Raw genomic sequence first — 23,450 nt, 5'->3', positions numbered from 1 at the left:
TCAGTCTGCGAGAAGGAGCGGCGATATGAGCATATCGGTCAGTATCAACGGCCAGCAGCGGGTTCTGGAAGTGGATGAGAGCCGGTCGTTGCTCGACATCATTCGTAATGATCTGTTTCTGAGCGGTTCGCATTTTGGCTGTGGTGGTGGCGATTGCGGCGCCTGCATGATGTTGCTTGATGGGCGTCCTGTCACGTCATGCAATGTTCCGCTGTGGTCAGTCGATAAACGGGATGTGACGACCATTGAAGGGCTGAGGGAAGCAGAGATCGGCAGTAAAGTCATGCGGGCGTTTGTCGAGGCAGGAGCGGCACAATGCGGTTATTGCACTTCCGGCATGGTGGTTGCGGCGACCGGACTACTGATGAACCATCCACATCCATCAGAACAGGTCATCAGGCAGCAGATGGATGCGAACCTGTGCCGATGTGGTTCACACTTGCGCATTCTCAAAGCAATTGTCCGCGTAGCCGATGATTTGCAACAGGACACAGAATCATGAAGGCAGCTTTCACGCCGTTAGCCTCGGAAACAGGCCTGCCGATCAGCATAGCGGGCAATCGGCTCATCTCCACATGGATCAGCATTGATGCCCACAGCAGAACCTTTCGAATCTATTCAGGCAAAGTCGAGCTGGGTCAGAATATTCTGACAGCCATCGGCCAGATCGCCGCGCACGAATTGCGAGTGTCGTTTGAGTGCATTGAGATGGTCCGTGCCCGCACGGGACTTAGTCCCGACGAATCCATTACGTCTGGCAGTCTGTCTATTCAGCATTCCGGGATGGCAGTGCGTCTGATCTGTAGACGCGTTCGACATTTGTTTGTCGTTCGCGCAGCGGCAATGCATTCAGTGGCGCCCGAATCCATTACCGTGGCCGCCGGTACCTTCTATTCGGACAAAATTCGTGTAGGAGATTATTGGGAATTGGCAAAAGAAGTGGATCTGGACGTGTTCTATGCGGACGACGCTAGTTTGCCAGAAAAGGAAATTCCCTATGTGAGCGCCAGCGTTCCCGCGTTGGGGATTACGGAAAAATCGACGGGCAGGTATGGGTTTATCCATGACATGCTATCGGACCGTGTATTGCATGGGCGCATCTTGCGGCCACCGTCGATTCAGGCGACTTTAATCGATATCGACGCAACGGCGGTGGAGCAGATGAAGGGCGTGGTTGCCATTGCCCGGGACGGATCGCTGGTCGGGGTCCTGGCGGAACATGAATATATAGCGGAAAGGGCTGTGGTCATGCTGGGACAATCTGCGACCTGGCAGGAAGCCGATTGTTTGCCTGATCCCGGCAGACTAGGTGCCTGGATGCGGGAACAGGCCTGCGATACGATTGATTATGCAGATGCTGCGTCGGCCGCATCGGGCTTAAACCTGCCTGGACGGGAAGACCGGAACGACAGCGTATACGAGCCTGATTACGACAAGCCCTTTATCAAGCATGCCTCTATTGGCCCTTCGTGCGCATATGCCATTTGCCATGAAGATGATCGCCTGCACGTATGGACACACAGTCAGGGGGTGTACAATCTGCGTACCGATCTGGCGCTGGTGTTTGGCGTGGATGAGCAGCATATTGTTGTGGAACACGTCCCGGGGGCCGGATGTTATGGACACAACGGCGCCGATGACGTTGCGTTTGACGCCGCCTGGCTGTCGCGTTATGCCAAAGGGCGGCAGGTGCGGATTCAATGGTCACGCGCGGACGAATTGTGCTGGTCGCCTCAGGGCCCTGCCATGTCAATGCATCTTAAGGTCAGAGTGGACAAAGAAGGACGCATTCAGGACTGGCAACACCAGACATGGAGTCCTGGTCACAGCCTGCGTCCCGGCCGCGCGCCGACCTCGACATTGCTCGGTTCCTGGTATCAGGCGCGGGCCCAACCCGTCAGCTCTGCGATCAATGCGCCAATTGTTGCAGGTGGCGGCACAGAGCGAAACCTCATCCCTTCTTATGATCTGCCGTGCAGCCGACTTGCTTCGCATCGCGTATTGCATATGCCTGTCCGCACATCATCCCTGCGTTGTCTTGGCGCATTCGGCAATGTGTTCGCCATTGAATCGATGCTCGATACGATTGCTGCTGATTTTGACATAGATCCTATTGACTATCGTCTGGGTATTCTCTCGGACCCGCGTGCGATCAATGTCCTGCAGGAAGTGCGCAGGATAAGCGGCTGGCCCGGATCAACAGGGCCGGGCCACAACAACGACGCGGTCGGCTGGGGCGTGGGCTACGCCAGATATAAAAACAAGGGGGCTTATTGCGCGGTCGTTGCCAAAGTTCTCCTGGGACATCGGGTTGTGGTGGACACGCTTTTTATCGCCGTCGATGTGGGAGAAATCATCAACCCGGATGGCGTGATGCAGCAGATAGAAGGAGGGGCGATTCAGGCGACCTCATGGGCGACGATGGAAGAGGCGCACTTCAGTGGCAGGGCATTGATGGATGATGATTGGCAGAAGTATCCGGTCATCCGGTTTTCAGACGTGCCTGACATTGAGATCAGTCTGCTGGATCAACCTGATCAGCCGCCGGTCGGTGCAGGCGAGCCATCTCTGGCGCCCACCGCTGCTGCTATTGCGAATGCGATACATAATGCGATTGGCGTACGTCTGAAGCAAATGCCGATGACGTTCGAACGGATAAACCAGACCATACAGGAACAGGTTTGATTTCGCAGTAAACAGGAGAGACGATGAAATTAAGGATATTGAGCGGCGGTGCGGCATTCGGTCTGGTTGACGGACTCAGGACGCAATTCGAGAACGAAACGTCCGCTACCATAGACGGCACGTTCGGTGCAGTCGGCACCATGAAAGAAAAATTGCTGGACGGAACTTCCTGCGACCTGCTGATACTATCCAGAAAGTTGATGGATGAACTGTCGAGCGACGGGCGGGTCGATGCATCGCTCATGCGGGACATCGGTACGGTCAGCACCGGGGTTGCTTTCCGGTCCGCAACGCAAAGCGGGCCGGTGACGACGCAGGACCAATTGCGACGGGCATTGCGGGCGGCCACACAGATCATGGTTCCGGATATGGCCCGTTCCACCGCAGGTATTCATATGAAAAGCGTGTTTGAACAATTGGGGGTTCTGGAGGATATTGCAGGCAATATCCGGGAATATCCCAACGGTGCCACTGCCATGAAGGCGCTGGCTGAGTCCGGCGATGATTCCAGCATGGGTTGCACGCAAGTCACCGAAATTCTGTATACACCGGGTGTGCAGTTGGCGGGCAAGCTCCCGCCGGGGTCCGAGCTGGATACGGTATATACCGCTGGCGTTGCGATTCACGCGCAACAGCCCGAACTGGCCCGGCGGTTGCTGGATATGTTGAGCGACAGCGCGCACGATGGATTGAAAAAAAGCGCGGGCTTTCAGGTATAGCGTATCATCCGATGCCGGCGTATCAATCCGCAGTCAGAATCGCCGCCTTATTCAATCTTGCCCATTTTCTGCACAGTCGCCGCCATACTTTCGGCGTCTTTTTTCCAGTAATCGGCAAAGGCATCGGCGGACAGGTAGTCCAGCGGGCTGCCTGTGTTACCGATGGTTTTGGCAAAGGCAGGATCGGCAGCGAGCTTGTCCACGCCGCTCTTGAGCCTGTCTATGGCTTGCGCCGGTGTGCTGGCGGGTACGAATATGCCTGACCATTGAATGAACGTCGCATCATAACCCAGGGATTTCAGACTGGGTACCTCGGGCATGGACGCAATGGGTTTGTCTCCCCAATGGGCCAATGCCCGCACTTTTCCCGCTTTGACCTGCCCAATCACGCTTGCGGGTCCCGTTGCCAGCGCTTGAACATGATTTCCCAGCAGACCGGCAACAGCCGGTCCCGCTCCGGTGTAAGGAATATGTGACATGGAGATGCCGGCGGCATGAGCCAGGATTTCCATGGGAACATGCATGGTGCCGTACAATCCCGAGCTTCCATAGGTAATGCTTTGCGGATTCTTTTTTGCGGCTTCGATGAATTCTTTTGCAGTTTTCCAGGGCGCATCTTCCCTGACCACCAGAACGGTGGGATCGGCTGTAATACGGGCGATTGGCTTGAACTGGTCCAGTTGATAGGCCGGCGCTCTGCCCAGAATTTTGTCGGCTTCCGGCAAAATGGAAATGGAAGACAGGCTAAAGAGAATGGTATAGCCATCTGGTTTGGCATGAGCCGACGCGCCAATCCCAATTGCCCCACCGGCTCCGCCTTTGTTTTCGATGACAACTGATTTCCCGAGCTCTTTTGACATGGCATCTGCCACCGGCCGGGCGACTGTATCGGCGACACCGCCCGGTGGGAAGGGCACAATCATTGTGATGGGACGCTCCGGATACTGTGCCAGTACCTGGGATGAGGTGGCAAGCGCTAGCGCCAGCATGGCGAATTTCAATCGACGGACTGCCGGGGGGGGTGTCGACAATATGTAGTTGCCTTTTGTTGTCATGATGATGTCTCCTCCATGAGGTATTGCGACTGTGATGTCTGGTTTTGTCGCGTATTTTATTTATGTGTGCTGTTTTGTTATTGTGTACTGAGGTCTGTCGTGTTGATTGCCTTTTGCTTTTATACGGTTTGTCTGGATGAAAGCAGATCAGGCAAAGCGATTGCTCAACGTGCCGATGCCGTCAATCTCGATCCGGACGGTATCACCACTGCGCAAATACTGTGGCGGTGTCATGCCCATGCCCACTCCGGCTGGCGTGCCGGTAGCGATGATGTCGCCAGGATACAGCGTGATGCCGCGCGAGCAGGTTTCAATGAGCGAGGGCAAATCGAATATCAGATCTGTTGTAGAGGCTTCCTGGCGCAATTGATCGTTGACCCAGCAACGGACCTGCGTGTTGGTGGCATCGAGTTCGTCGGCGGTGACAATCCATGGCCCCATCGGGCAGAACGTATCAAATGATTTGCCCAGATCCCATTGCTGGTGACGCATTTGCACATCACGTGCCGTCACGTCATTGACGATCGTATAGCCGAATACATGGGAAAGCGCGTTTTCACGCGAAATGTTTTTTCCTTCCTTGCCAATGATCAGCGCCAGTTCCGCTTCATAGTCAATTTGTGATGAGATATCTGCTGGCAACGTCACCTGATCATTCGGTCCGACGACGCATTCCGGTACTTTGGTGAATACAATAGGCCATGAATCGGTTTTTTTGTTGCTGTCCCTGAACACCGTCTCTGAAAGCTCTTTCGCATGGGCGTGATAATTGCGACCGACGCAAAAAATATTGCGGCGAGGGCGTGGGATGGGAGCCAGAATGGTCGCCTCGACAAGTGGCCTTCCCTGGGCGTCGGGAGCGAGATGGGCGCTCAGCTGCGAGTATTCCAATACCAATTGGTTCATATCGCCATTGAATTCTTTGATCAGATCAGCGAGTGGCCAGAATTGTTCTTTATCGGAATCTATCAGGCACGGGCGAATAATATCTTGATATTTGAGTGTCGCAAATTTCATTTTCAGGGAGTGATTGGTTGCATAAAATGTTAATCTACCATAACAAATATACCAAAATGGGCTTATATTGGGCTTTTTGTCCGGGCCTACTTTTCTTCGGAAAATACAAGTAACGGAGCACACGATGGACAGAATCAATATCAGTGAGCAGATCAGGCTGCAAGGCGGGAGGAAACTGGCCGATTATCTGTCGACTGAAATTGTCGACGGTAAGCTCAAGGCAGGGATGAAGTTGCCGCCGGAGCGGGAGTTAAGTGAGCGTTTTGCTATTTCCCGCGGTGCCGTCAGGCGTGTGCTGGCGCTCTTTCGGGAGCAGGGGCTGATCAGCCAGAGTATAGGCAGTGGAACCTTTGTGACGGATCGTGCCGCGCTACTGGCCGACCCCGACCCCAAAGATCAGGTTTCGGCCATCAGTACCAGTCCGGCAGAATTGATGGTGGCCCGACAATTGATCGAACCACTGATGCCGGGTCTGATTGTCCAGAACGCCACCGTGGCCGATTTTCAGCGCCTGACCGAATGCCTGCATCGTTCAGAGGCAGCGCAAACGATCGAAGAATTCGAGCACTGGGACGAGCAGTTGCATAAGGCGTTGGCCCATGCAACGCATAATTCCTTTTTTGTGCAGATACTGAATCTGACGAATCAGGTGCGCGCCCAGGGCGAGTGGGGACGCCTGAAACGCAATTCTCTGACGCCGGAGAATCGTCGCAGCTATGAGGTTCAGCATCGAGCCATCGTCGAGGCTTTGACAGACAGAGACGCCGCTTTGGCCAGGCAGCGACTGCTGGAACATTTGCAGCAGATAGAGAAAAATCTTTTTGGCATACCGTACCTGGCGGCTGCAGCGGGCATTTGACCAACGAGTGATGATGTTCGGAACGTCTCTCAGGGTCGGATTGCATCCAGGGAGTATTCCCACATCCCGTCCATCAGCATTCGCACTGCATAGTCCGCGAAACTGCGGCGCACGATAAATTCCCACGTGCCGCCTTCTGTGCTGTCCAGGCATCGCAGCAGAAACGTGGTTTTGAAATAATGGCTCTGGGCGCACCGACCGGCACCGAAGACACGTGGGTGCAGGTCCAGCGGACACCCCTTTGCCAGCAGCTCGCGCGTCTTCGGTCCCCGAAGGTGCAGAACACAATAGGCGCTGCTCTGGTCGGTTATGGCCGAAAAAATACCGCTCAGCGCGTGTTCCAGACGAGATGCAAGATCGTCCGGTGCAAGGCGCTTTGCACGTAGCAGCCACTCATCTGGCGCCAGCCATAAGGCACAATGTGTATCGCTTTCTGCCGTGGTATTGGGGCAAATCGGCAGCGTGATACCTGTTGTATTGCGAATTATTGAGACAAAGGCGGCATCGTCAGGGCTGCCGCGAACATTGAGAAGCGCCACCAAGGGGCGTTCCGTCAGTTGTACAGTCTGCGCCGAGCCATAGGTAAAGGCATGGTCGCCTTCGTTCATGCCTGCCAGTGCAGTGTGTGGCTTAATTTCATTCAACATGCTGGCGTGTTCCCTCAACGTCATAGAAAACCGGGCTGCAGATGCGAGCCTGGGTAAAGCTGCCATCGGGCAGGGCGATCGTCATGATCTGATCTAAGCGCGACAGTCCGTTTCTGATCATGGCAAGTGCGATAGGCTGTTGCAGCGTTGGGCTGAAATAGCTGGATGTCACATGGCCCTGCAGGGGGGCGATCCCCGGTCTGGCGGGTTCGTTGAGAATGGCGGCGCCTTCCGGCAGTACGCTGGTGTTGTCCAGCGATCTCAACCCGACAAACTGCTTGCGGTTCGGCCCGGCCGTGTCGCTGCGTGAAAGCGATCGCTTGCCCAGGAAATCCTTGGATTTGGCGACCATGCCGGCCATGCCCAGGTCCATCGGCGTGACCGAACCGTCGGTGTCCTGTCCCACGATAATAAAACCCTTTTCCGCACGCAACACGTGCATGGCTTCCGTGCCATAGGGTGTGATGCCGTATTCCTTTCCGGCTTCCATCAGCGTTTCCCAGATATGACGGCCGTGATTGGCCGGCATATAGACTTCGTACGACAATTCACCCGAGAAGCTGACCCGCAGGATGCGCACCTTAACGCCGTCGATACTGCCTTGCCTGAAACTCATGAACGGGAAGGCGTCATTGGCCAGATCAATGTCGTGACAGACTTTTTGCAGCGTCTTACGGGCGCACGGTCCGGCAATCGTGGCGGTAGCGTATTGATCCGTCAGCGAAGTCAGGTAGACCTTCAGATCGGGCCATTCGGTCTGTAGCCATCGTTCCATCCAGCTCAGCACTTTGGCCGCTCCGCTTGTCGTGGTGGAGACCAGAAAGTGCTGCTCGGCCAGGCGCAGATTGACGCCATCGTCCAGAATCATGCCGTTCTCGTCCAGCATGAGACCATAGCGGCAGCGACCGGGTTCGAGTCTGGTCCAGGCATTGGTATAGATGCGGTTCAGGAAGGTAGCCGCATCGGGACCGCGCACATCGATTTTGCCCAGAGTGCTGTAATCGAGCAGGCCGACGCGCTGGCGTACCGCGAGGCATTCACGCGCCACGGCGGCGTCCATTTGCTCGCCGGCCAGTGGATAGTAGCGGGCGCGTTTCCAGTGACCGACATCTTCAAAGACCGCTCCATGCGCAACATGCCATTCGTGCAGGCAGGTCTTGCGGATGGGATCGAAATAATCGCCAAGTTCTCTGCCTGCAATCGCACCGAACGTGACCGGTGTGTAATTGGGCCGGAACGTCGTCGTGCCGGTCTCCTCAATGCTCTGGTGCAGCGCTTCGGCGAGCACGGCCATGCCATTGATATTGCCCAGTTTGCCCTGGTCCGTTCCAAACCCCATGGCGGTATAGCGTTTGACATGCTCCACTGAATGATAGCCTTCGCGAACCGCCAGATGGATGTCGGCTGCGGAAACATCGTTCTGGAAGTCGATGAATTGCTTGGGGCCGCGAGTGATGTCCTTGCCCTTTGCTGTTAGCCATAGCGGCTCCAGGCGGCCGGTACGCGCTGACGGGGTATCCCAGACTGGCGTTGAAACCAGCTTGTCGTCAGACATGCGCGCCGCGTTCTGGCCTGCATGTGTCCCCTCGCGCAGGGCATTGCGCAGGTCAAACTCTCCATTGGCCGCGCCAATACTGGTTTGTGGCTGAACGATATCGTCCGGTACAAAGCACGCGCGTATATCGCACCAGCGTGGCTTGCCACCCGATTGCGCGTACAAATGCACCACGGGATTCCAACCCCCCGACACGGCCAGCAGGTCGCAATCGAGTTCGGTCTGCGCCGCCTGAACGGTCTCGCTGTCGTTCTTGTGCAAGATCACACTGGTGATATGTCGTCTGCCATTGGCGTGACTCACGAGCGTTTGCCGGTGTATCGGTATGCCGAGGTCGATCGCCTGTTTGGGAAGTTCGCCGTCGCTGTCTGTGCGCGAATCGACAATGGTGACGTGCGCGCCATGCCGGTACAGGTCAAGTGCGGTTTGGTAGGCGTCGTCGTTGTTAGTGAAGACCACGGCGCGGCGGCCGGGCAGGACGCCAAACCGGCAGATGTAGGCACTGACGGCCGACGCCAGCAAAATTCCCGGTAAATCGTTATTGCCGAAAGCGACGGGACGTTCGTGTGCACCGGTAGCCAGAATGACATGCCCGGCGCGGATTTTCCATAAGCGTTCGCGTGGGCCGCGGCGTTGCGTCAGCGGCAGGTGATCGGTCAGGCGTTCGCATGCGGTGACAAGATTGTGATCCTGATATCCGAACGCGCTGGTGCGCAGCAGGACTCGCATTTCCGGCATGGCGTTCAGTTGCTGCGTCATTTGGGCGACCCATTGTGCGCCATTCATTCCGTTGATGGTGGCTGCGCAATGGCGCAAACTGCCGCCGGGTGTCGACTGGTCGTCCACCAGAATCACCCGGGCACCGTGTTGGCCGGCCTGGTGGGCAGCGGCCAGGCCTGCCGGACCGGCGCCGATCACCAGGACATCGCAATGCGCATGGATTTTGTCGTAACGATCGGGGTCAGTCTGTTCGGGAACGGTTCCCAGTCCGGCCGTGTCCCGGATATATTCTTCATATTTGCCCCACCAGCGGCGGGGCCACATAAAGGTTTTGTAATAGAAACCAGCAGGGATGAAGCGCGCCAGGCGCTGCATGAATGCGAGCCGGTCATGTTCGAGATCAGGTCTGGCATTGACACTGCTGGCGCGTAATCCGTCATAGAGTTCAATTTCCGTAGCACGTACATTGGGAACGGTATAGGCGCCGGTTTCCAGCTGGACGATGGCATTGGGTTCTTCCACCCCCGCGGTCATGATGCCGCGCGGCCTGTGGTACTTGAAGCTGCGTGCCACAAAGTGTATGCCATTTGCAATTAATGCTGAGGCCAGGGTATCGCCCGCGTAGCCCTGGTACTGTCTGCCGTTGAACTCAAAGTGCAGGGGGGCGCTGCGATTGATCTGGCCGCCTTGTGGCAGGCGATGGGTCTGGCTCATGCCTGTTCCTTGTCTGTCGCTCTCAGCGGTTCGGTGGAGGTGAAGGCGTAGCTGCGCGTATCGCGCTGTGCCACGAACCAGCGCCTGCAGCCGTGGGTGTGTACCCATTGCTCATGGTGCAGGCCCAACGGGTTTTTGCGCATGAACAGATAGTCGCCCCACTGTTCATCGGACAGCTGCTCGGGGTGGGCAGGGCGCGCAATCCCAGCCTCGCCACCATAATTGAATTCGCTTTCGGCGCGCTCGCCGCACCATGGGCATCGTATTACAAGCATGATTCGGGTCCTAGTGCGCAACCGCTGCCGCGCCGTGTTCGTCAATCAGATGACCGGTATAGAACCGGTCGATAGAAAAGGGTGCATTCAATGGATGGGGTTCGTCATTGGCAATGGTGTGGGCGAACACCCAGCCCGATCCCGGCGTGGCCTTGAAACCGCCGGTGCCCCAGCCACAATTGAAATACAGCCCCTTGATGGCTGTTTTGGAAATGATGGGGCAGGCATCGGGGCAGATATCCACGATGCCACCCCATTGGCGGTTCATGCGTACCCGGCTCAGACTCGGGAACATTTCCACGATGGCCTGCAGAGTGTGCTCAATGCTCTGGAAGCTGCCGCGCTGGCCGTAGCCCGTATATTGGTCAATCCCTGCGCCGATGACCAGATCGCCTTTGTCCGACTGGCTGATATAGGCATGCACGGCGTTTGACATAATGACGGTATTGATTGCCGGTTTTACCGGTTCGGAGACCAACGCCTGCAGCGGGTGGCTTTCCAGCGGCAGGCGAATGCCGGCCATATCGGCGATCACACTTGAATGGCCGGCAGCCACGACCGCGACTTTTTTTGCCCTGATAAATCCCTTGCCTGTATCTACCCCTTCGATTGCACCGTCTTTTTTTCTGATATGCGTGACCGGGCAGTTCTGGATGATATCGACACCCAGTTGGTCTGCTGCGCGCGCAAAACCCCAGGCGACGGCATCGTGCCGGGCCACACCGCCACGGCGCTGGAACGAGGCGCCCAGCACGGGATAGCGACTGTCCAGATTAATGAGCGGCACCTGTTGCCGTATCTGTTCGCGCGAGAGCCATTCACCGTCTACACCGTTGTACAGATTGGCATTGATGCGTCGCTGCGTATCACGTACCTCTTGCAGGGTGTGGGCCAGGTTCATCACACCGCGCTGGCTGAACATCACGTTATAGTTCAGGTCCCGGGACAATCCTTCCCATAACTGCATGGCTTTTTCATAAAGCTGAGCCGATTCATCCCACAGATAGTTCGAACGGACGATGGTCGTATTGCGGGCGGTATTGCCGCCGCCCAGCCAGCCTTTTTCTACCACGGCAATATTGCGTATGCCATGGATCTTCGCCAGGTAATAGGCCGTGGCCAGGCCATGGCCGCCTGCGCCCACGATTACGACATCGTATTCGCGTTTGGGTTCGGGGCTGTGCCAGGCACGGCCCCATTTTTCATTATGGCTCAGCCCGTTTCGAACCAGACTGAACAGGGAATATCGGTTGCGCATGAGGTCCTCTTTTTGCAATCGTGTCATGCGCTCGTGCGTGAGACGCAATCATTGCAAGTAGAGCAAATCGGCCCAGGCGCAGCTAGAATATTTACGCCCATTGACTGGAATAATTACGCCATGGGCGAAAGGCCGGATCTGCTCGGCGGATCAGTAAAACTCCTTGCGGCCCGGGAAAACCTCGCTGATGTAATCGGCCGGTCCTGAAAATTGTCCGGGCAGAAGTGTCGCCGGCGATCCGGCGCGGCTGCGCCATTGTCCCGGAGACAGGTTGAAGACAGCCTTGAATTCGCGACCCAGATGGGAGGCATCGGCAAAGCCGCAGGATGAAGCGATCGCGGCGATGGACTTGGCGGAGTGCGTCAGCATCCACGCTGCCATGCGCAGGCGAAGCCGGCGGCAATAGGCCTGTGGGCCCATGCCGGTTGATTCTTTGAAAAGCCGTTCCAGTTGGCGCACTGAAATATTCAATTTCCCGGCCAGCGCATCCATACTGAGCGCCTGGCCAACATGCTGTTCCATTAACAGAATGGCTCTGCGCACGACGGTCGGGGTGTCCGGGGTGATACCGGGTGGCAGCGGTTGCGGCGCAGTATGCCGACTGGCATCATCCACCTGAAGGATTCGCAAAGCCTTGTAAACGATCGCTTCATCCATATGACGCTTCAGAATATCCGCCGCGACATCAATGGACGCGCGTCCGCCGGAACAGGTAATGCGTCCGCGATCACTGACGTATACGCGGTCTGCGACGATCAGATCGGGGTCGGCCTGGGGGAACTGTTCGATGAAATCCCAATAGTGAAACCAGCTCACGCAGAGACGATGGCCTTCCATGACGCCGGCCTGCATCAGGGCGAAAACCCCGGTGCACACGCCCACAAGATTGACGTTCCGCGCCGCAGCCTGGCGAATAAATGCTTTTTGCGCCGTGCTGAGCGACAGGCCCGTGTGCAGCAGGCCACCGACCACAATAAGGTAATCAAAGCGGCCGGCATCGCCCAGCGTTTCCGACGGGACAACCTGAATGCCGCTGGACGAGCGTACCAGTGCCAGGGTTTCGTCTATCACCTGCCATGAACAACGAACCGGTTGGCTGTTGTCACCTTCATCCCCGGCCAGGCGCAGTACGTCCAGCAAACCGGAAAAGGCAGTTAGTGTGAAGTGCGGCAATAATAAAAAGCCGAAGCGAATGGGTGTCGCGCCCCTGGGTTCTGGGTGCATGGTGATAATTGGGTTGCGTGTCTGTTACTTTTCGGTCAGCGCGAGTTTGATCCCCAGCGCCACAAAGGCGGCGGCAAAGCTGCGGCGCAGCCAGGTCATAACCTGAGGACGGGAAATGACATGATGCCGGACCGCTGCTGCAAACATTCCATAGCCGGTGAATACCACGAATGTCATTGCCATGAACACGCCCGACAGTTCCAGCATGACCGGCAGCGGGTGGCTGATCTGCCGGTCGACAAATTGCGGCAGAAAAGCGAAAAAGAAAATAGACAGTTTCGGGTTGAGAAGATTAACCAGGACGGCAGACCGGACAACTTCGATGTTTGAACGGGGTGCGGCATGGGTCTGGAGTTTGAGCGTGCCCTGTTCGCGCAGGGTCATGAACGCCATATACAGAAGGTAGACGACACCGGCATATCGAAGGATTTCAAACGCCAGGGCACTGGTGTGCAGCAGCGCGGCCAGGCCTGTGATTGCAGCAAACATATGCGGCAAAATGCCCAGCGTGCATCCGAATGCGGATACGATAGCAGCGCGTCGACCACGCGAGAGGCCAGCGCCCACGGTAATAATGACGCCCGTTCCCGGTGACAGAACCACGATCAGGGAAGTCAGCAAAAATTCTATGCTCATGCAGATACTCCGGCAAAAAGGGACTCCGGTAAAAGCGGCATGCGGGAACCGAAAGCCGCCATGACCCGCACAGAATATACCAAGCTGTTCCTGAAGTACAGACTAGCGGGGAGCCGGGTTTTGCCTGCGCACCATGATTTGCTGTATCCATCCATAGCCGCCCACCAGCAATATACCCAGCAGCACCAGCAGGGAGCCGGCGACGAAATTGGGCTCCAGCGGTTCGTCCAGCAGCAGCACGCCAAACGCAATGCCGAACAGGGGCGTCAGAAATGACAGGACCCCGAGTCTGGAAGCCAGATACTGGCGTAAAAGCCAGAACCACAAAAGCAGGCTGCCGAACGAGACCACGAAGATCTGGAAGGTCATGGCGGCAAAGGCGCGGGGCGTGGGATGAAAATAAGTCTGATCCATCAGAATCGCGGCGGTGAGCAGGACAACAAAGCCGCCGATCAGTTGATAAAGCAGGGTGTGGGTGCTGGGACTATTACTCAGGCGTGTGGTACGGATGACCACCGTCGTGGCGCCCCAGGCGATGGCGGCGCCCAGGCCCAGCAAATCGCCCAATAACGGGTTACTGCCGTCTGGTGCCCCAGACCCGTTGTTGCCGGTGAAGGTCACCACAATACCGGCGAAGGCAACCCCGATGCCCAGCCATTGCGTCAGGGCCAGGCGCTCGTCCGGCAGTTTCCATAACAGGCCAAGGGCCGCAAAGACCGGCGCGGTGTACAGGAAGATCACCATATGCGAGGCCGTGGTATAGCGCAGGCCTGCACCGACCAGCAAAAATTCCAGTGCAAATAACAGCCCAGCTGCGATACCGGGTTTCCAGGTACCATCGGAAAGGCAAATGCGATCGCCGCGGGCATAGATAAGGGCGAAGACCATGACGGCGGAAATGCCGGAACGCAGGGCGATCTGGAAAACCGGCGAGACATCGGGCGCGGCTCCCTTGAGAACGGCCTGTTGCAGGCCCCAGATTGCGCAGGTGAGCAGCATCAGCCCTGAGGCTTTGCCATCAATTGCCTTGCGTTGTTCCATGATTTTTCCGACGTGAGGTGAAGTATTTCTGACAAAACATTATCTCATTGACGGATAATCAACATATAGTTTAAATATGACAGTCGATATTGGTATTCTGTCAGTTCCTGTGCCCGGTTTTGTTTTGTCATGAGAAAAGCCCGTCCTTCGTTCCCCGACGCGATCCACGCGACCGCGACCCATCTGCGGCGTCCGCCGTTTGAGACGACCTTGCCCGCGCCGCTCGTTTTCCGTTCGGTCAGTGTGCTGGCCGACACGGTTTATCCGCGTCATCTCCATGATTGGGGGGAGTTTGTCTATTCCTTCAGTGGCGTGATGGAAATTGAACTGGCGCAGCAGCATTATCTTGCGCCGCCGCAGTACGGCATGTGGCTCCCGCCCCAGACCGCCCATGTCGCCTTCAATCGTCATGCGGCCAGTCATTGTTCACTTTATATCGACAAAGCGTTATGCCGGCATTTGCCCCAGGTCACCTGTGCGCTCACGGTCAGTCCGTTTATGCGCGCGTTGCTGGAGGAACTGCGCAGAACCCCCCCGGGCATTCCAGGCACGCCCCAGGAACAACGTTTGCTGCAGGTGTTGGTGGACTTGCTCGAACAGGCTGAGTGCACCGGCACTTATCTGCCTGCCTCCAATGACCCGTTGCTCAAGCCTGTGCTGCTTGCCTTGCAGGCAAACCCGGGTGATTCGCGTACGATTGCTGAATTTGCAACGCTTAACCATACAACCGAAAGAACGCTGATGCGCCGCTGTCAGCGCGATCTGGGCATGTCTTTTGTGGAGTGGCGGCAACGCCTTAAGGTGCTGACATCACTCGCGCGGCTGGACAAGGGCGAAACCGTGGAAACGATCGGTCTGGATCTGGGCTACAGTAGCGCGTCCGCATTTATCAGCATGTTCCGTCGTCTGATGGGAACAACGCCCGATGAATATCGCAAGGGTAATCGGCCGCAGGTGATGGGGCTGCCGGCCGCTTTCCGTGAATCCTCGCGATCGCGGCAAACGCGGCCTGATAAAACAATATGACGTGAATATATAAGTAAAGATATAAAGATACTGAACCGGGCTGACAGGAACCACGATGTCGGTTATAAAGCGGGATCGGCAATTTAATTCAATATTTTTTATACCTTTCAGAATCTGTATTATGATTCCGGCATTCAAATAACAGCAGGAGCAAAAATGAAACTTGAGACATTGGCCATTCACGCGGGCTATACGCCCGAGCCCACCACAAAAGCTGTTGCGGTTCCTATTTACCAGACGTCATCGTTTGCATTCGACAACACGCAACATGGCGCCGACCTGTTCGACTTGAAAGTACCCGGCAATATTTATACGCGGATCATGAACCCGACCAATGCCGTGCTGGAAGAGCGGGTTGCTGCGCTGGAAGGCGGGATTGCAGCACTGGCCGTGGCCTCGGGTATGGCCGCAATCACGTATGCCATTCAAACGATCACCCAGGCGGGTGACAATATTGTGTCGGTCAGCAAATTATATGGCGGTACCTACAATCTGTTTGCTCATGCTTTCCCGCGTCAGGGCATTGAGGTGCGCATGGCGCCGCACAATGATATCGACGCACTGGAAGCGCTGATTGACGATAAAACCAAAGCGGTGTTCTGCGAATCCATTGGCAATCCGGCGGGCAATCTGGTGGACATCCGGGCGCTGGCCGATGCGGCTCATCGTCACGGCGTACCTCTGATCGTGGATAACACCGTTGCTACACCGGCGTTATGCCGTCCCTTTGAACATGGTGCAGATATCATCGTGCATTCGCTCACCAAATATATGGGCGGCCATGGCACAACCATTGCGGGGGCGGTGGTCGATTCAGGGAAATTTCCCTGGGCAGAACACAAGTCGCGCTTCGCGGTTCTGAACGAACCCGATCAGGCCTATCACGGGGTGGTCTATACAGAGGCCTTTGGCGAAGCCGCCTTTATTGGTCGCTGCCGGGTCGGTCCGTTGCGCAATACCGGTTCGGCACTGGCACCCCTGTCTGCATTCCAGATTCTGCAGGGCATTGAAACGCTTGCCCTGCGCGTCGAACGCCATTGTGAAAACGCGATGAAAGTGGCTCGATTTCTGGAAAAACATGAACAGGTCAGTTGGGTGAAATATGCCGGATTGCCGGATCATCCCGAGCATGAGCTGGCCAAAAAATATATGGGCGGCACGCCGTCGGCTATTCTGTGTTTTGGTGTCAAAGGTGATGCTCAGGCGGGCGCGCGTTTTATTGATGCACTGCAACTGATCACCCGGTTGGTCAACATTGGCGATGCCAAATCGCTGGCTTGCCATCCGGCGACGACCACACATCGCCAGCTTAATGAAGAGGAGCTGGAGAAGGCGGGTGTCAGCCAGGATATGGTGCGTTTGTCGATCGGCATTGAGCATATCGACGATATTCTGGCAGACCTGGATCAGGCCCTGCAGCAAAGCCGCGGTTGAGATGGACCCGCAGTCTGGCAACGCGTGCGGGCTGCATGAGGCAAACGGTGCTATGATGAACGCATCGTTTGCACAGGAGATAATTCATGGATATTACGATTTATCACAATACACGCTGCGGTACGTCGCGCACCACGCTGGCGCTGATTCGCAATACTGGTGTCGAACCCGATGTTATCGAGTACCTGCACAATCCGCCCACGCGTGCTGAGCTGGAGTCGATTATTGAGAAAGCGGGTATCAGCGTGCGGGAAGCAGTCCGTCAAAAAGAAACGCTGTTCAAGGAACTGGGCCTGGACGATCCGGCAGTCAGCGATGCCCGCCTGCTGGATGCGATGATCGAATATCCCATCCTGATTAATCGCCCCTTTGTGCTCACCCCAAAGGGCGCGCGCTTGTGCCGTCCCGCAGAATTAGTGCTGGACATTCTGCCGCTGCCCCAAAAAGGGGCGCTCAATAAAGAAGATGGTACGCCGCTGATCGATGCGCTGGGGCAGAAGGTGGTTCAGGCGTAAATCTCAAGGCAGGCTGCCCGTTACATTGCATTTGGCATAGAACCGATCCCTGCGCTGCGTTTCTGGCGCATTGACGACCTTGAACAAGGAACTGATATGGCACGCCCGATCTGGAATGGTACGCTTTCTTTTGGACTGTTGAATATTCCCGTCGCGCTCATGCCCGGTGAGCGTCGCACTGATCTGCATTTCCGCATGCTCGATTCCCGGGACAACACGCCCATACGGTATGAACGAGTCAACGCCGATACAGGTGATGAAGTGCCGTGGAAGGACATCATCAAGGCATTCGAATATAGCAAAGGCAATTATGTGGTGCTCGAGCCTGACGACATCAGTGACGCAGCCCCCAAAAGCAAAGAGTCGGTCGATGTGGAGGCCTTCGTCGATGCCGGCGCCATTGCTCCGGCCTACTTTGAAAAGCCCTACGTTCTGGTGCCAGGCAAGAAGGCCGAGAAAGGCTATGTTTTGTTGCGTGAAACCCTGAGTGATTCAGGAAAGATCGGTATTGCACGCGTGGTGATACGCACCCGCGAATATCTGTGCGCAGTCATGCCCCAGGGGTCAGCCTTAATGCTGATTCTGCTGCGCTATCCCCAGGAACTGGTCGACGTCGACGACTACCGGATCCCTGAAGGCAAATTGGCCGACTACCGGATTTCAAAACAGGAAATGACCATGGCGGGGCAGCTGATCTCCTCCATGGCGGCGGACTGGAAGCCTGCGGATTACAAAGATGAATTCCGCCAGCGGCTGTCGGATGTGATCAAAAAGCGAATGAAAGCCAATAAAGTGGCCAGCCACGAGACAGAGGAAGATGAAGCCCCTGTCGAGAATGCCACGACGAACGTGGTGGATTTCATGTCACTGCTCAAGGAGAGCCTGGCCACCAATAAGCGCACACCGGCAAAAGGGGGCTCGGTTTCAGGGAAAAAACCGGATTCGAAGACGACCGCGTCGACTGCGGGCAAGAGCGCGAAAAAGGCGCCGGCAAAAAAGACGCCGGCGAAAAAGACAGCCAAGACAGCCAAAAAAACGACCAGGACGGCCAGCCAAACCCGTTCTGCCGCCAAGACTGCGGGCAAAAAGTCGGCGTCTTCGGCTTCCCGTTCCCGAAAAAATGCGGACAACAAGAAAAAGGCAGCCTGATCCGTTCAACTGATTTAAAAGGACATACATGAGTCTGGCCGATTATCAGCGCAAACGCCGGTTCGAACATACTCCTGAGCCCCAGGACAGCAAGATTAAGGGGGATCGCACGCTGTTTGTGGTGCAGCTTCATCATGCCAGTCATCGCCATTACGATTTTCGCCTGCAGGTGGGGAACGCGCTCAAGAGTTGGGCAGTCCCCAAGGGGCCGAGCCTGGATCCCGCAGTGAAGCGATTGGCCGTGCAGGTAGAAGATCATCCCGTCAGTTACGCAGACTTTGAGGGTGATATTCCCAAGGGCGAATATGGCGGCGGCAATGTCAAAATCTTTGACAGCGGTATCTGGAGTTCGGACGAAGACGCACAGGCCCAACTGGCCAAAGGTCATTTGAAATTTGAACTATTCGGAGAGATCCTGCGGGGCGGATGGCATTTGATTCGCAGTCATCGCCGCAGTCGTCAACCGGAGTGGTTGTTGATCAAGCAGGACGACGCCTTTGCGCAGCAGCACGAAGCCGACGATTTTCTGGATGCCGCGGGCAGGCCCATGCCACCCCGGAAAAAGCGTACTGTTGCTGGCGCATCGAACAGAAAGACAAATCACAAAAAGCATGCACGGCAAAGCACATCACAGAGACAGGCACAGACCCCGGGCAACCTCGACGGTGCGCGGCGCCAGGTCTTGAAACAGGCGGCGTTTGCCCCCCAATTGTGTCATATCGCTGACAAGGCGCCTTCAGGAGATGGCTGGCTGCACGAGGTCAAATGGGATGGCTATCGTTTGCTGTGCACGATTGTCGAAGGTGTTCCTGCCCTGTGGTCACGCAACGGGCTGGACTGGACCGAGCGCCTCCCGGACATCGCCCGAGATATGGCAGCGCTGGGTTTGCAGCACGCGGCTTTCGATGGTGAACTGGTCGTGCTCGATGGCGTGCGCAGTGATTTTTCGGCTTTGCAGGCAACGCTCTCTGGCGAGGCACAGGCGCCATTGAGTTATCTGTTGTTCGACCTGACTCATCTGAGCGGGTTTGATCTGTGCGACGTACCATTACATTTGCGCAAGGCCTTGCTTGAAACCGTCTTGCAGGAGTCGCCGCCGCGATTGCGCTACAGCTCGCATGTGATCGGCTCCGGACCCCAGGTGTTTGAACAAGTGACGGCTGAAAACCTGGAAGGGATCATTTCCAAGAAAGTGGATGCGCCATATCGGGCCGGCCGCAGCAGAAGTTGGCAGAAAATCAAAATGGAACTCAGTGACGAGTTTGCGATTGCCGGGTTTATCGAGCCCCAGGGCAGCCGTGTCGGTATTGGCTCGCTGTTGCTGGCGACTCCCGACGGCCCCAAAGGCTGGCGACTGGCAGGACGTGTGGGCACCGGTATGAATGATGCGATGTTGCGGCAATTGTCTTCATGGCTGCGGCCTGATGCGACGACGCAGCCCAGCGTCGGCGTCGCCGGCATAGATTCTGACCTGCGTCGGGCAAAATGGGTGGTGCCGCGGCACGTGGTAGAAGTGTTTTACCGTGGGCTCAGCAGTCAGGGGTTATTGCGTCATACGGCGTTCAAGACATTGCGAGAAGACAAATCGGTTGCTGACTTGCGAAAAAATCAGAGCAAAGAGGTGAACATGAATAAGGCAGTCGTTGAAATCAGCAGCCCCGCGCGTCTGGTGTACCCCGACATGCAGATCACCAAGCAGGATGTCGCCGATTATTACGAACATGTTATGGATTGGCTATTGCCGGGACTGCAGGGGAGACCGGTGGCGGTGTTGCGCTGTCCGGATGGCACGCAGAACGCCTGCTTTTTCCAGAAGCATCACACGGCTGGCATGCAGGTCAGTACGGTCAGTCTGGAAGAGGAGAAGGGCGGACGGCAGGACTATCTGATGATTCGGGACGAGACAGACATCATGCAACTGGTGCAGTTCAATGTTCTGGAGTTCCACCCCTGGGGCGCCCGGGCAGACAATCCTGACGATTGTGATTATCTGGTATTTGATCTTGATCCTTCACCGCAAGTGTCCTGGGCGAATGTCAAAAAGGCGGCGCGCCATGTGCGTGAACTGCTGGAGCAATTGCAGTTGCAATCCTTCGTGCGCACCACTGGCGGCAAGGGGCTTCATGTTGTTGTGCCGTTGACACCCGCCGTGCCATGGGACGATGCGCGACATTTTGCCCGGGCGTTTGCTGAATCAATGGCAGGTGCCCATCCCGACCGGTACATTGCAACGGCGTCCAAAAAACAGCGCAAGGGGCTGATTTTTGTTGACTATTTGCGCAACGGGCGGGGGGCGACCAGTGTATGTTCGTATTCATTGCGGGCCAGGCCGGGTGCGGCGGTGGCCACGCCCTTGCGCTGGGATGAACTGGGTCGCATCAAATCGTCAGATGCCTTCAATATTAAAAACCTGCGCCAGCGCCTGGCGCGTCTGGCCGACGATCCCTGGCAGGACATGCCAGGCCTCGCACAGACGCTGCCGGATTTGGCCTAGCGTTGTTGCAATGCTTATAGCCGGCATAGGCCGTATGCCACCGAGTCAACCGGCGCCGCGAGGTGGCAACACAATCGCCGGTTTACTCCCAGCCTCCGCCCAGAGCAAGGAAAACATCGACCTGCATATTGGCCAATTGCGCCTGTGATTCGGCCAGGGCGCTGTCAGCGCCGGCCAGGGTGCGCTGGGCATCGAGCACGGGCAGATAATCGGTTTTGCCTGCTTTGTATAACGTGGATGCCTGGCTGGCGGCCCTGGCTGCCGTGTCGCGTGCCGCCTGCAGAGAGGCATGTCGTTCAAGCTGGCGAGCATAGGTCACCAGGGCGCTTTCCGTTTCCTGCAAGGCATTCAGAACCGTTGCATCGAAATGCGCATATTCTGCATCGGCCGTCGCACGGGCCTGGGCAATCGCGGCGCGCGCCGCCCCGGTATTGGGCAGCGTCCACGAAATCAGCGGGCCCATGTTGAGGCTGAAGGTACTTTTGTTGCCGAGCATGCTTGTGGGGCCGGCAGACGCAGCGGACAGACCCAGGGAAATTTTTGGATAGAGATCGCCGATCGCTACCCCGATTCTGGCGGTTGCGGCGGCCAGCGTGCGTTCGGCCTGACGGATATCGGGTCGGCGGCGCAATAGCTGCTGACCATTGCCAACCGGGATCGAACCGGTAAATCTTGGCGGTGTAGCGCACTCCAGAAGCGATGCAGGCATGGCAGACGGCGTCTCGCCGGTCAGCGTGGCCAGCCTGAACAGGGCAACCTGCTGGCGCGCCTGCAACATGGGAATGTTCGCGGTCAATTGCTGGACCAGACCGCGTGCCCGTGTCACATCCAGTTCTGTGCCGCGTCCGGCCTGCCACAATTGGTTGGCGATACTGGCAGACTCCTTCTGGATACGTACCGATTTGCTGGCAGATGCGCGTTCCATGCCTGCTGAACAGATGGCCGCGTAGGCTCTTGCCGTTTCGGCGGCCACGGTCACGCGGACTGCCTCGTATGCTGCCTGGGCCGCCAGTGCGTCCTGTTCTGAGGCCTCTACGGCCCGGCGAATTTGTCCGAACAGGTCGACCTGGTAGGCGATATTGATGCCACTGCTGTAGGACCAGCGATCCGGTGGGCGTAGATCGGGCTGCAGTTGCTGCAGGCCTGAGCTGTGGCCGTATTGGGGCGACGCGTTCACGCCGATGGTGGGTGCCTGTTGTGCTTCGGCGCCCTGGACTGCAGCACGGGCGCGGGCCAGATTGGCCGACGCTGCCCGAAGGTTGGCGTTGTTGGCCAGCGCCTTGCTGACCAGACGATCCAGTACGGGATCGTGATTGAGTCGCCACCAGTGATCAGGCAAAGGCTGTGCGGAGTAAACCTTGTTATTGTCCGCGCCTACAAAAGTGCCTTGCGCCGAAGGTCGTTGTACTGCTGCACCTTTTGGGGTCTCATAATCCGGCCCGACGGTAGTGCATCCCGCAAGCAGAAGAATAAAAGCAAGTGTAGTTAAGCGATGGATCATAATCGTTGCCTGAAAATATCGGCGTGGGTTTGAGTTATTTTGTGCGGGAAGGTGGGTCAATACTCACGGTCGCCGTCTGTCCGGCCACCAGCAACGTGGCCGGGTCCTTCTGGTCTATGGCGATGCGCACCGGCACCCGCTGCGCGAGCCGGATCCAGTTGAAGGTCGGGTTGACATTGGGCAGCAAATCATTGCCTACACCGCGGTCCCGGTCTGCAATACCCAATGCAATGCTTTGCACGTGGCCCTTGAGTTCGCCGCTGTTTCCCATCAGGGTGACGGTGGCGGGATCATTTTCATGGATATTTTTGAGTTTGCCTTCTTCAAAATAGCCTTCAACGTAGAACGAAGCGCTGTCAATCAAGGCCAGTACCGGTTTGCCTACTGTGACGTAATCGCCCGCGCGCAAACTCAGATTGGTGATCCGGCCATCGGTTACGGCGTATACCCGACTGCGTGTCAGATTCAGTTTCGCGGTTGCCAGTTGCACCTGGGCTTGAGCTAATGCTGCCTCTGCCTGATTCAGGCGCATGCGGCTTTGTTCCACGATTTCGGCGGCTACCAGTTTGCCCAGCGAGCGATTGCGCTTCAGATCGCGCTGAGCCTGGTCACGTGCGGCCGTTCCTGCATTCACGCCTGCCTGAGCCTGGTCAAAGGCCAATTGATAACGCGCGTGGTCAACTTCGAACAGCAAATCGCCGGCCCTGACGTCCTGGTTGTCGTGCACGGCTACGCTTTTGACCAGCCCCGAAACATCGGGTGCCACCTGGACCACATTGGCCTTGACCCGCCCGTCCCGTGTCCACGGTTCGACTTCATAATGAAGCCAAAGCTGCCAGCCGGCAAGGATCGCCAATGCCAGAATAATCATGGTGAGAAGGAACCGGCCCATGGCGGCGACCGATGCGGAAGAGAACAATTTCATT

At 56.7% G+C, this 23,450-nt stretch carries 20 protein-coding genes; 9 read left to right on the top strand and 11 right to left on the bottom strand.

Going from position 1 to position 23,450, the window contains the following annotated elements:
- Nucleotides 1-25: 25 nt before the first annotated feature.
- The 3 genes from W822_RS24625 to W822_RS24615 are packed head-to-tail and all read left to right on the top strand — an operon-like array spanning nucleotide 26 to nucleotide 3,404.
- Nucleotides 26-502: a (2Fe-2S)-binding protein gene (locus W822_RS24625; protein WP_024003148.1), complete on the top strand. Its 477-nt coding sequence runs from the start codon at nucleotides 26-28 to the stop codon at nucleotides 500-502.
- Nucleotides 499-2,685 carry a molybdopterin cofactor-binding domain-containing protein gene (locus W822_RS24620; protein ID WP_031241940.1) on the top strand — a complete coding sequence of 729 codons (2,187 nt, stop codon included), beginning with the start codon at nucleotides 499-501 and terminating at the stop codon, nucleotides 2,683-2,685. The genes W822_RS24625 and W822_RS24620 overlap by 4 nt, the downstream gene beginning before the upstream one ends.
- Before the next feature lie 23 nt (nucleotides 2,686-2,708).
- Nucleotides 2,709-3,404 carry a molybdate ABC transporter substrate-binding protein gene (locus W822_RS24615; RefSeq protein WP_024003146.1) on the top strand — a complete coding sequence of 232 codons (696 nt, stop codon included), beginning with the start codon at nucleotides 2,709-2,711 and terminating at the stop codon, nucleotides 3,402-3,404.
- Nucleotides 3,405-3,451: 47 nt separating this feature from the next.
- Here the strand turns inward: W822_RS24615 and W822_RS24610 are convergent, their stop codons facing one another.
- Nucleotides 3,452-4,459: a tripartite tricarboxylate transporter substrate binding protein gene (locus W822_RS24610; protein WP_024003145.1), complete on the bottom strand. Its 1,008-nt coding sequence runs from the start codon at nucleotides 4,457-4,459 to the stop codon at nucleotides 3,452-3,454.
- 147 nt (nucleotides 4,460-4,606) lie between these two features.
- On the bottom strand, nucleotides 4,607-5,476 hold the full coding sequence (locus W822_RS24605) for a fumarylacetoacetate hydrolase family protein (protein WP_024003144.1): 870 nt from the start codon (nucleotides 5,474-5,476) through the stop codon (nucleotides 4,607-4,609).
- A gap of 124 nt (nucleotides 5,477-5,600) precedes the next feature.
- Between W822_RS24605 and W822_RS24600 the strand changes: the two genes are divergently transcribed.
- On the top strand, nucleotides 5,601-6,335 hold the full coding sequence (locus tag W822_RS24600) for a FadR/GntR family transcriptional regulator (RefSeq protein WP_024003143.1): 735 nt from the start codon (nucleotides 5,601-5,603) through the stop codon (nucleotides 6,333-6,335).
- 29 nt (nucleotides 6,336-6,364) lie between these two features.
- On the opposite strand, the gene W822_RS24595 is transcribed toward W822_RS24600, so the two are convergent.
- The 7 genes from W822_RS24595 to W822_RS24565 all read right to left on the bottom strand — a co-directional run bounded on the left by W822_RS24595 (nucleotide 6,365) and on the right by W822_RS24565 (nucleotide 14,405).
- Nucleotides 6,365-6,982 (bottom strand): sarcosine oxidase subunit gamma, encoded by a 618-nt coding sequence (locus W822_RS24595; RefSeq protein WP_024003142.1) that lies wholly within the window; start codon nucleotides 6,980-6,982, stop codon nucleotides 6,365-6,367.
- A complete protein-coding gene (locus W822_RS24590; protein ID WP_024003141.1) occupies nucleotides 6,972-9,971 on the bottom strand; it encodes a sarcosine oxidase subunit alpha family protein in 3,000 nt (999 codons plus the stop codon). The genes W822_RS24595 and W822_RS24590 overlap by 11 nt, the downstream gene beginning before the upstream one ends.
- Complete coding sequence (locus tag W822_RS24585) at nucleotides 9,968-10,246, bottom strand: sarcosine oxidase subunit delta (protein ID WP_024003140.1); 279 nt, start codon at nucleotides 10,244-10,246, stop codon at nucleotides 9,968-9,970. Before W822_RS24585 ends, W822_RS24590 begins: the two co-directional genes overlap by 4 nt.
- 10 nt (nucleotides 10,247-10,256) lie before the next feature.
- Nucleotides 10,257-11,504, bottom strand: coding sequence for a sarcosine oxidase subunit beta family protein (locus tag W822_RS24580; protein WP_024003139.1), 1,248 nt, complete (start codon nucleotides 11,502-11,504; stop codon nucleotides 10,257-10,259).
- A gap of 150 nt (nucleotides 11,505-11,654) precedes the next feature.
- Entirely contained in the window at nucleotides 11,655-12,728 is a 1,074-nt protein-coding gene (locus W822_RS24575; RefSeq protein ID WP_024003138.1) for a GlxA family transcriptional regulator, read from the bottom strand.
- A 24-nt stretch (nucleotides 12,729-12,752) separates the two neighbouring features.
- Nucleotides 12,753-13,364, bottom strand: a complete 612-nt coding sequence (locus W822_RS24570) for a LysE family translocator (protein ID WP_024003137.1) — start codon at nucleotides 13,362-13,364, stop codon at nucleotides 12,753-12,755.
- Nucleotides 13,365-13,466: 102 nt separating this feature from the next.
- Nucleotides 13,467-14,405, bottom strand: a complete 939-nt coding sequence (locus W822_RS24565) for a DMT family transporter (protein ID WP_024003136.1) — start codon at nucleotides 14,403-14,405, stop codon at nucleotides 13,467-13,469.
- A 129-nt stretch (nucleotides 14,406-14,534) separates the two neighbouring features.
- Here W822_RS24565 and W822_RS24560 point away from each other — a divergent pair, with 129 nt between their 5' ends.
- The 5 genes from W822_RS24560 to ligD all read left to right on the top strand — a co-directional run bounded on the left by W822_RS24560 (nucleotide 14,535) and on the right by ligD (nucleotide 21,023).
- Nucleotides 14,535-15,431: an AraC family transcriptional regulator gene (locus W822_RS24560; RefSeq protein ID WP_081724232.1), complete on the top strand. Its 897-nt coding sequence runs from the start codon at nucleotides 14,535-14,537 to the stop codon at nucleotides 15,429-15,431.
- Nucleotides 15,432-15,587: 156 nt separating this feature from the next.
- Complete coding sequence (locus W822_RS24555; RefSeq protein ID WP_024003134.1) at nucleotides 15,588-16,865, top strand: bifunctional O-acetylhomoserine aminocarboxypropyltransferase/cysteine synthase; 1,278 nt, start codon at nucleotides 15,588-15,590, stop codon at nucleotides 16,863-16,865.
- An 86-nt stretch (nucleotides 16,866-16,951) separates the two neighbouring features.
- Entirely contained in the window at nucleotides 16,952-17,380 is a 429-nt protein-coding gene (arsC, locus tag W822_RS24550; RefSeq protein WP_024003133.1) for an arsenate reductase (glutaredoxin), read from the top strand.
- 96 nt (nucleotides 17,381-17,476) lie between these two features.
- On the top strand, nucleotides 17,477-18,529 hold the full coding sequence (locus W822_RS24545; RefSeq protein WP_024003132.1) for a non-homologous end joining protein Ku: 1,053 nt from the start codon (nucleotides 17,477-17,479) through the stop codon (nucleotides 18,527-18,529).
- Nucleotides 18,530-18,557: 28 nt separating this feature from the next.
- Nucleotides 18,558-21,023 carry a DNA ligase D gene (ligD, locus tag W822_RS24540; RefSeq protein ID WP_024003131.1) on the top strand — a complete coding sequence of 822 codons (2,466 nt, stop codon included), beginning with the start codon at nucleotides 18,558-18,560 and terminating at the stop codon, nucleotides 21,021-21,023.
- An 82-nt stretch (nucleotides 21,024-21,105) separates the two neighbouring features.
- Here ligD and W822_RS24535 read toward each other — a convergent pair whose 3' ends face one another.
- Both W822_RS24535 and W822_RS24530 read right to left on the bottom strand, forming a co-directional pair.
- The gene (locus W822_RS24535) at nucleotides 21,106-22,527 is read right to left on the bottom strand and encodes an efflux transporter outer membrane subunit (protein WP_024003130.1); all 1,422 of its coding nucleotides are present in this window, start codon (nucleotides 22,525-22,527) and stop codon (nucleotides 21,106-21,108) included.
- A 31-nt stretch (nucleotides 22,528-22,558) separates the two neighbouring features.
- Nucleotides 22,559-23,449 carry an efflux RND transporter periplasmic adaptor subunit gene (locus W822_RS24530; RefSeq protein ID WP_024003129.1) on the bottom strand — a complete coding sequence of 297 codons (891 nt, stop codon included), beginning with the start codon at nucleotides 23,447-23,449 and terminating at the stop codon, nucleotides 22,559-22,561.
- Between the last annotated feature and the right edge of the window lies 1 nt (nucleotide 23,450).

This window comes from Advenella kashmirensis W13003 (assembly GCF_000506985.1).
Lineage (GTDB): Bacteria > Pseudomonadota > Gammaproteobacteria > Burkholderiales > Burkholderiaceae_B > Advenella > Advenella kashmirensis_A.
This window is presented reverse-complemented; position numbering and strand designations above follow the sequence as displayed.

Excerpts from the sequence above, each read along its gene's own strand:
- W822_RS24605 (WP_024003144.1), bottom strand. The coding sequence starts at position 5,476 with ATGAAATTTGCGACACTCAAATATCAAGATATTATTCGCCCGTGCCTG.
- W822_RS24555 (WP_024003134.1), top strand. The coding sequence starts at position 15,588 with ATGAAACTTGAGACATTGGCCATTCACGCGGGCTATACGCCCGAGCCC.
- W822_RS24590 (WP_024003141.1), bottom strand. The coding sequence starts at position 9,971 with ATGAGCCAGACCCATCGCCTGCCACAAGGCGGCCAGATCAATCGCAGC.
- W822_RS24560 (WP_081724232.1), top strand. The coding sequence starts at position 14,535 with ATGAGAAAAGCCCGTCCTTCGTTCCCCGACGCGATCCACGCGACCGCG.
- W822_RS24530 (WP_024003129.1), bottom strand. The coding sequence starts at position 23,449 with ATGAAATTGTTCTCTTCCGCATCGGTCGCCGCCATGGGCCGGTTCCTT.
- W822_RS24620 (WP_031241940.1), top strand. The coding sequence starts at position 499 with ATGAAGGCAGCTTTCACGCCGTTAGCCTCGGAAACAGGCCTGCCGATC.
- W822_RS24625 (WP_024003148.1), top strand. The coding sequence starts at position 26 with ATGAGCATATCGGTCAGTATCAACGGCCAGCAGCGGGTTCTGGAAGTG.
- W822_RS24545 (WP_024003132.1), top strand. The coding sequence starts at position 17,477 with ATGGCACGCCCGATCTGGAATGGTACGCTTTCTTTTGGACTGTTGAAT.
- W822_RS24595 (WP_024003142.1), bottom strand. The coding sequence starts at position 6,982 with ATGTTGAATGAAATTAAGCCACACACTGCACTGGCAGGCATGAACGAA.
- W822_RS24585 (WP_024003140.1), bottom strand. The coding sequence starts at position 10,246 with ATGCTTGTAATACGATGCCCATGGTGCGGCGAGCGCGCCGAAAGCGAA.
- W822_RS24565 (WP_024003136.1), bottom strand. The coding sequence starts at position 14,405 with ATGGAACAACGCAAGGCAATTGATGGCAAAGCCTCAGGGCTGATGCTG.
- W822_RS24600 (WP_024003143.1), top strand. The coding sequence starts at position 5,601 with ATGGACAGAATCAATATCAGTGAGCAGATCAGGCTGCAAGGCGGGAGG.
- W822_RS24580 (WP_024003139.1), bottom strand. The coding sequence starts at position 11,504 with ATGCGCAACCGATATTCCCTGTTCAGTCTGGTTCGAAACGGGCTGAGC.
- W822_RS24575 (WP_024003138.1), bottom strand. The coding sequence starts at position 12,728 with ATGCACCCAGAACCCAGGGGCGCGACACCCATTCGCTTCGGCTTTTTA.
- W822_RS24570 (WP_024003137.1), bottom strand. The coding sequence starts at position 13,364 with ATGAGCATAGAATTTTTGCTGACTTCCCTGATCGTGGTTCTGTCACCG.
- ligD (WP_024003131.1), top strand. The coding sequence starts at position 18,558 with ATGAGTCTGGCCGATTATCAGCGCAAACGCCGGTTCGAACATACTCCT.
- W822_RS24615 (WP_024003146.1), top strand. The coding sequence starts at position 2,709 with ATGAAATTAAGGATATTGAGCGGCGGTGCGGCATTCGGTCTGGTTGAC.
- W822_RS24610 (WP_024003145.1), bottom strand. The coding sequence starts at position 4,459 with ATGACAACAAAAGGCAACTACATATTGTCGACACCCCCCCCGGCAGTC.
- arsC (WP_024003133.1), top strand. The coding sequence starts at position 16,952 with ATGGATATTACGATTTATCACAATACACGCTGCGGTACGTCGCGCACC.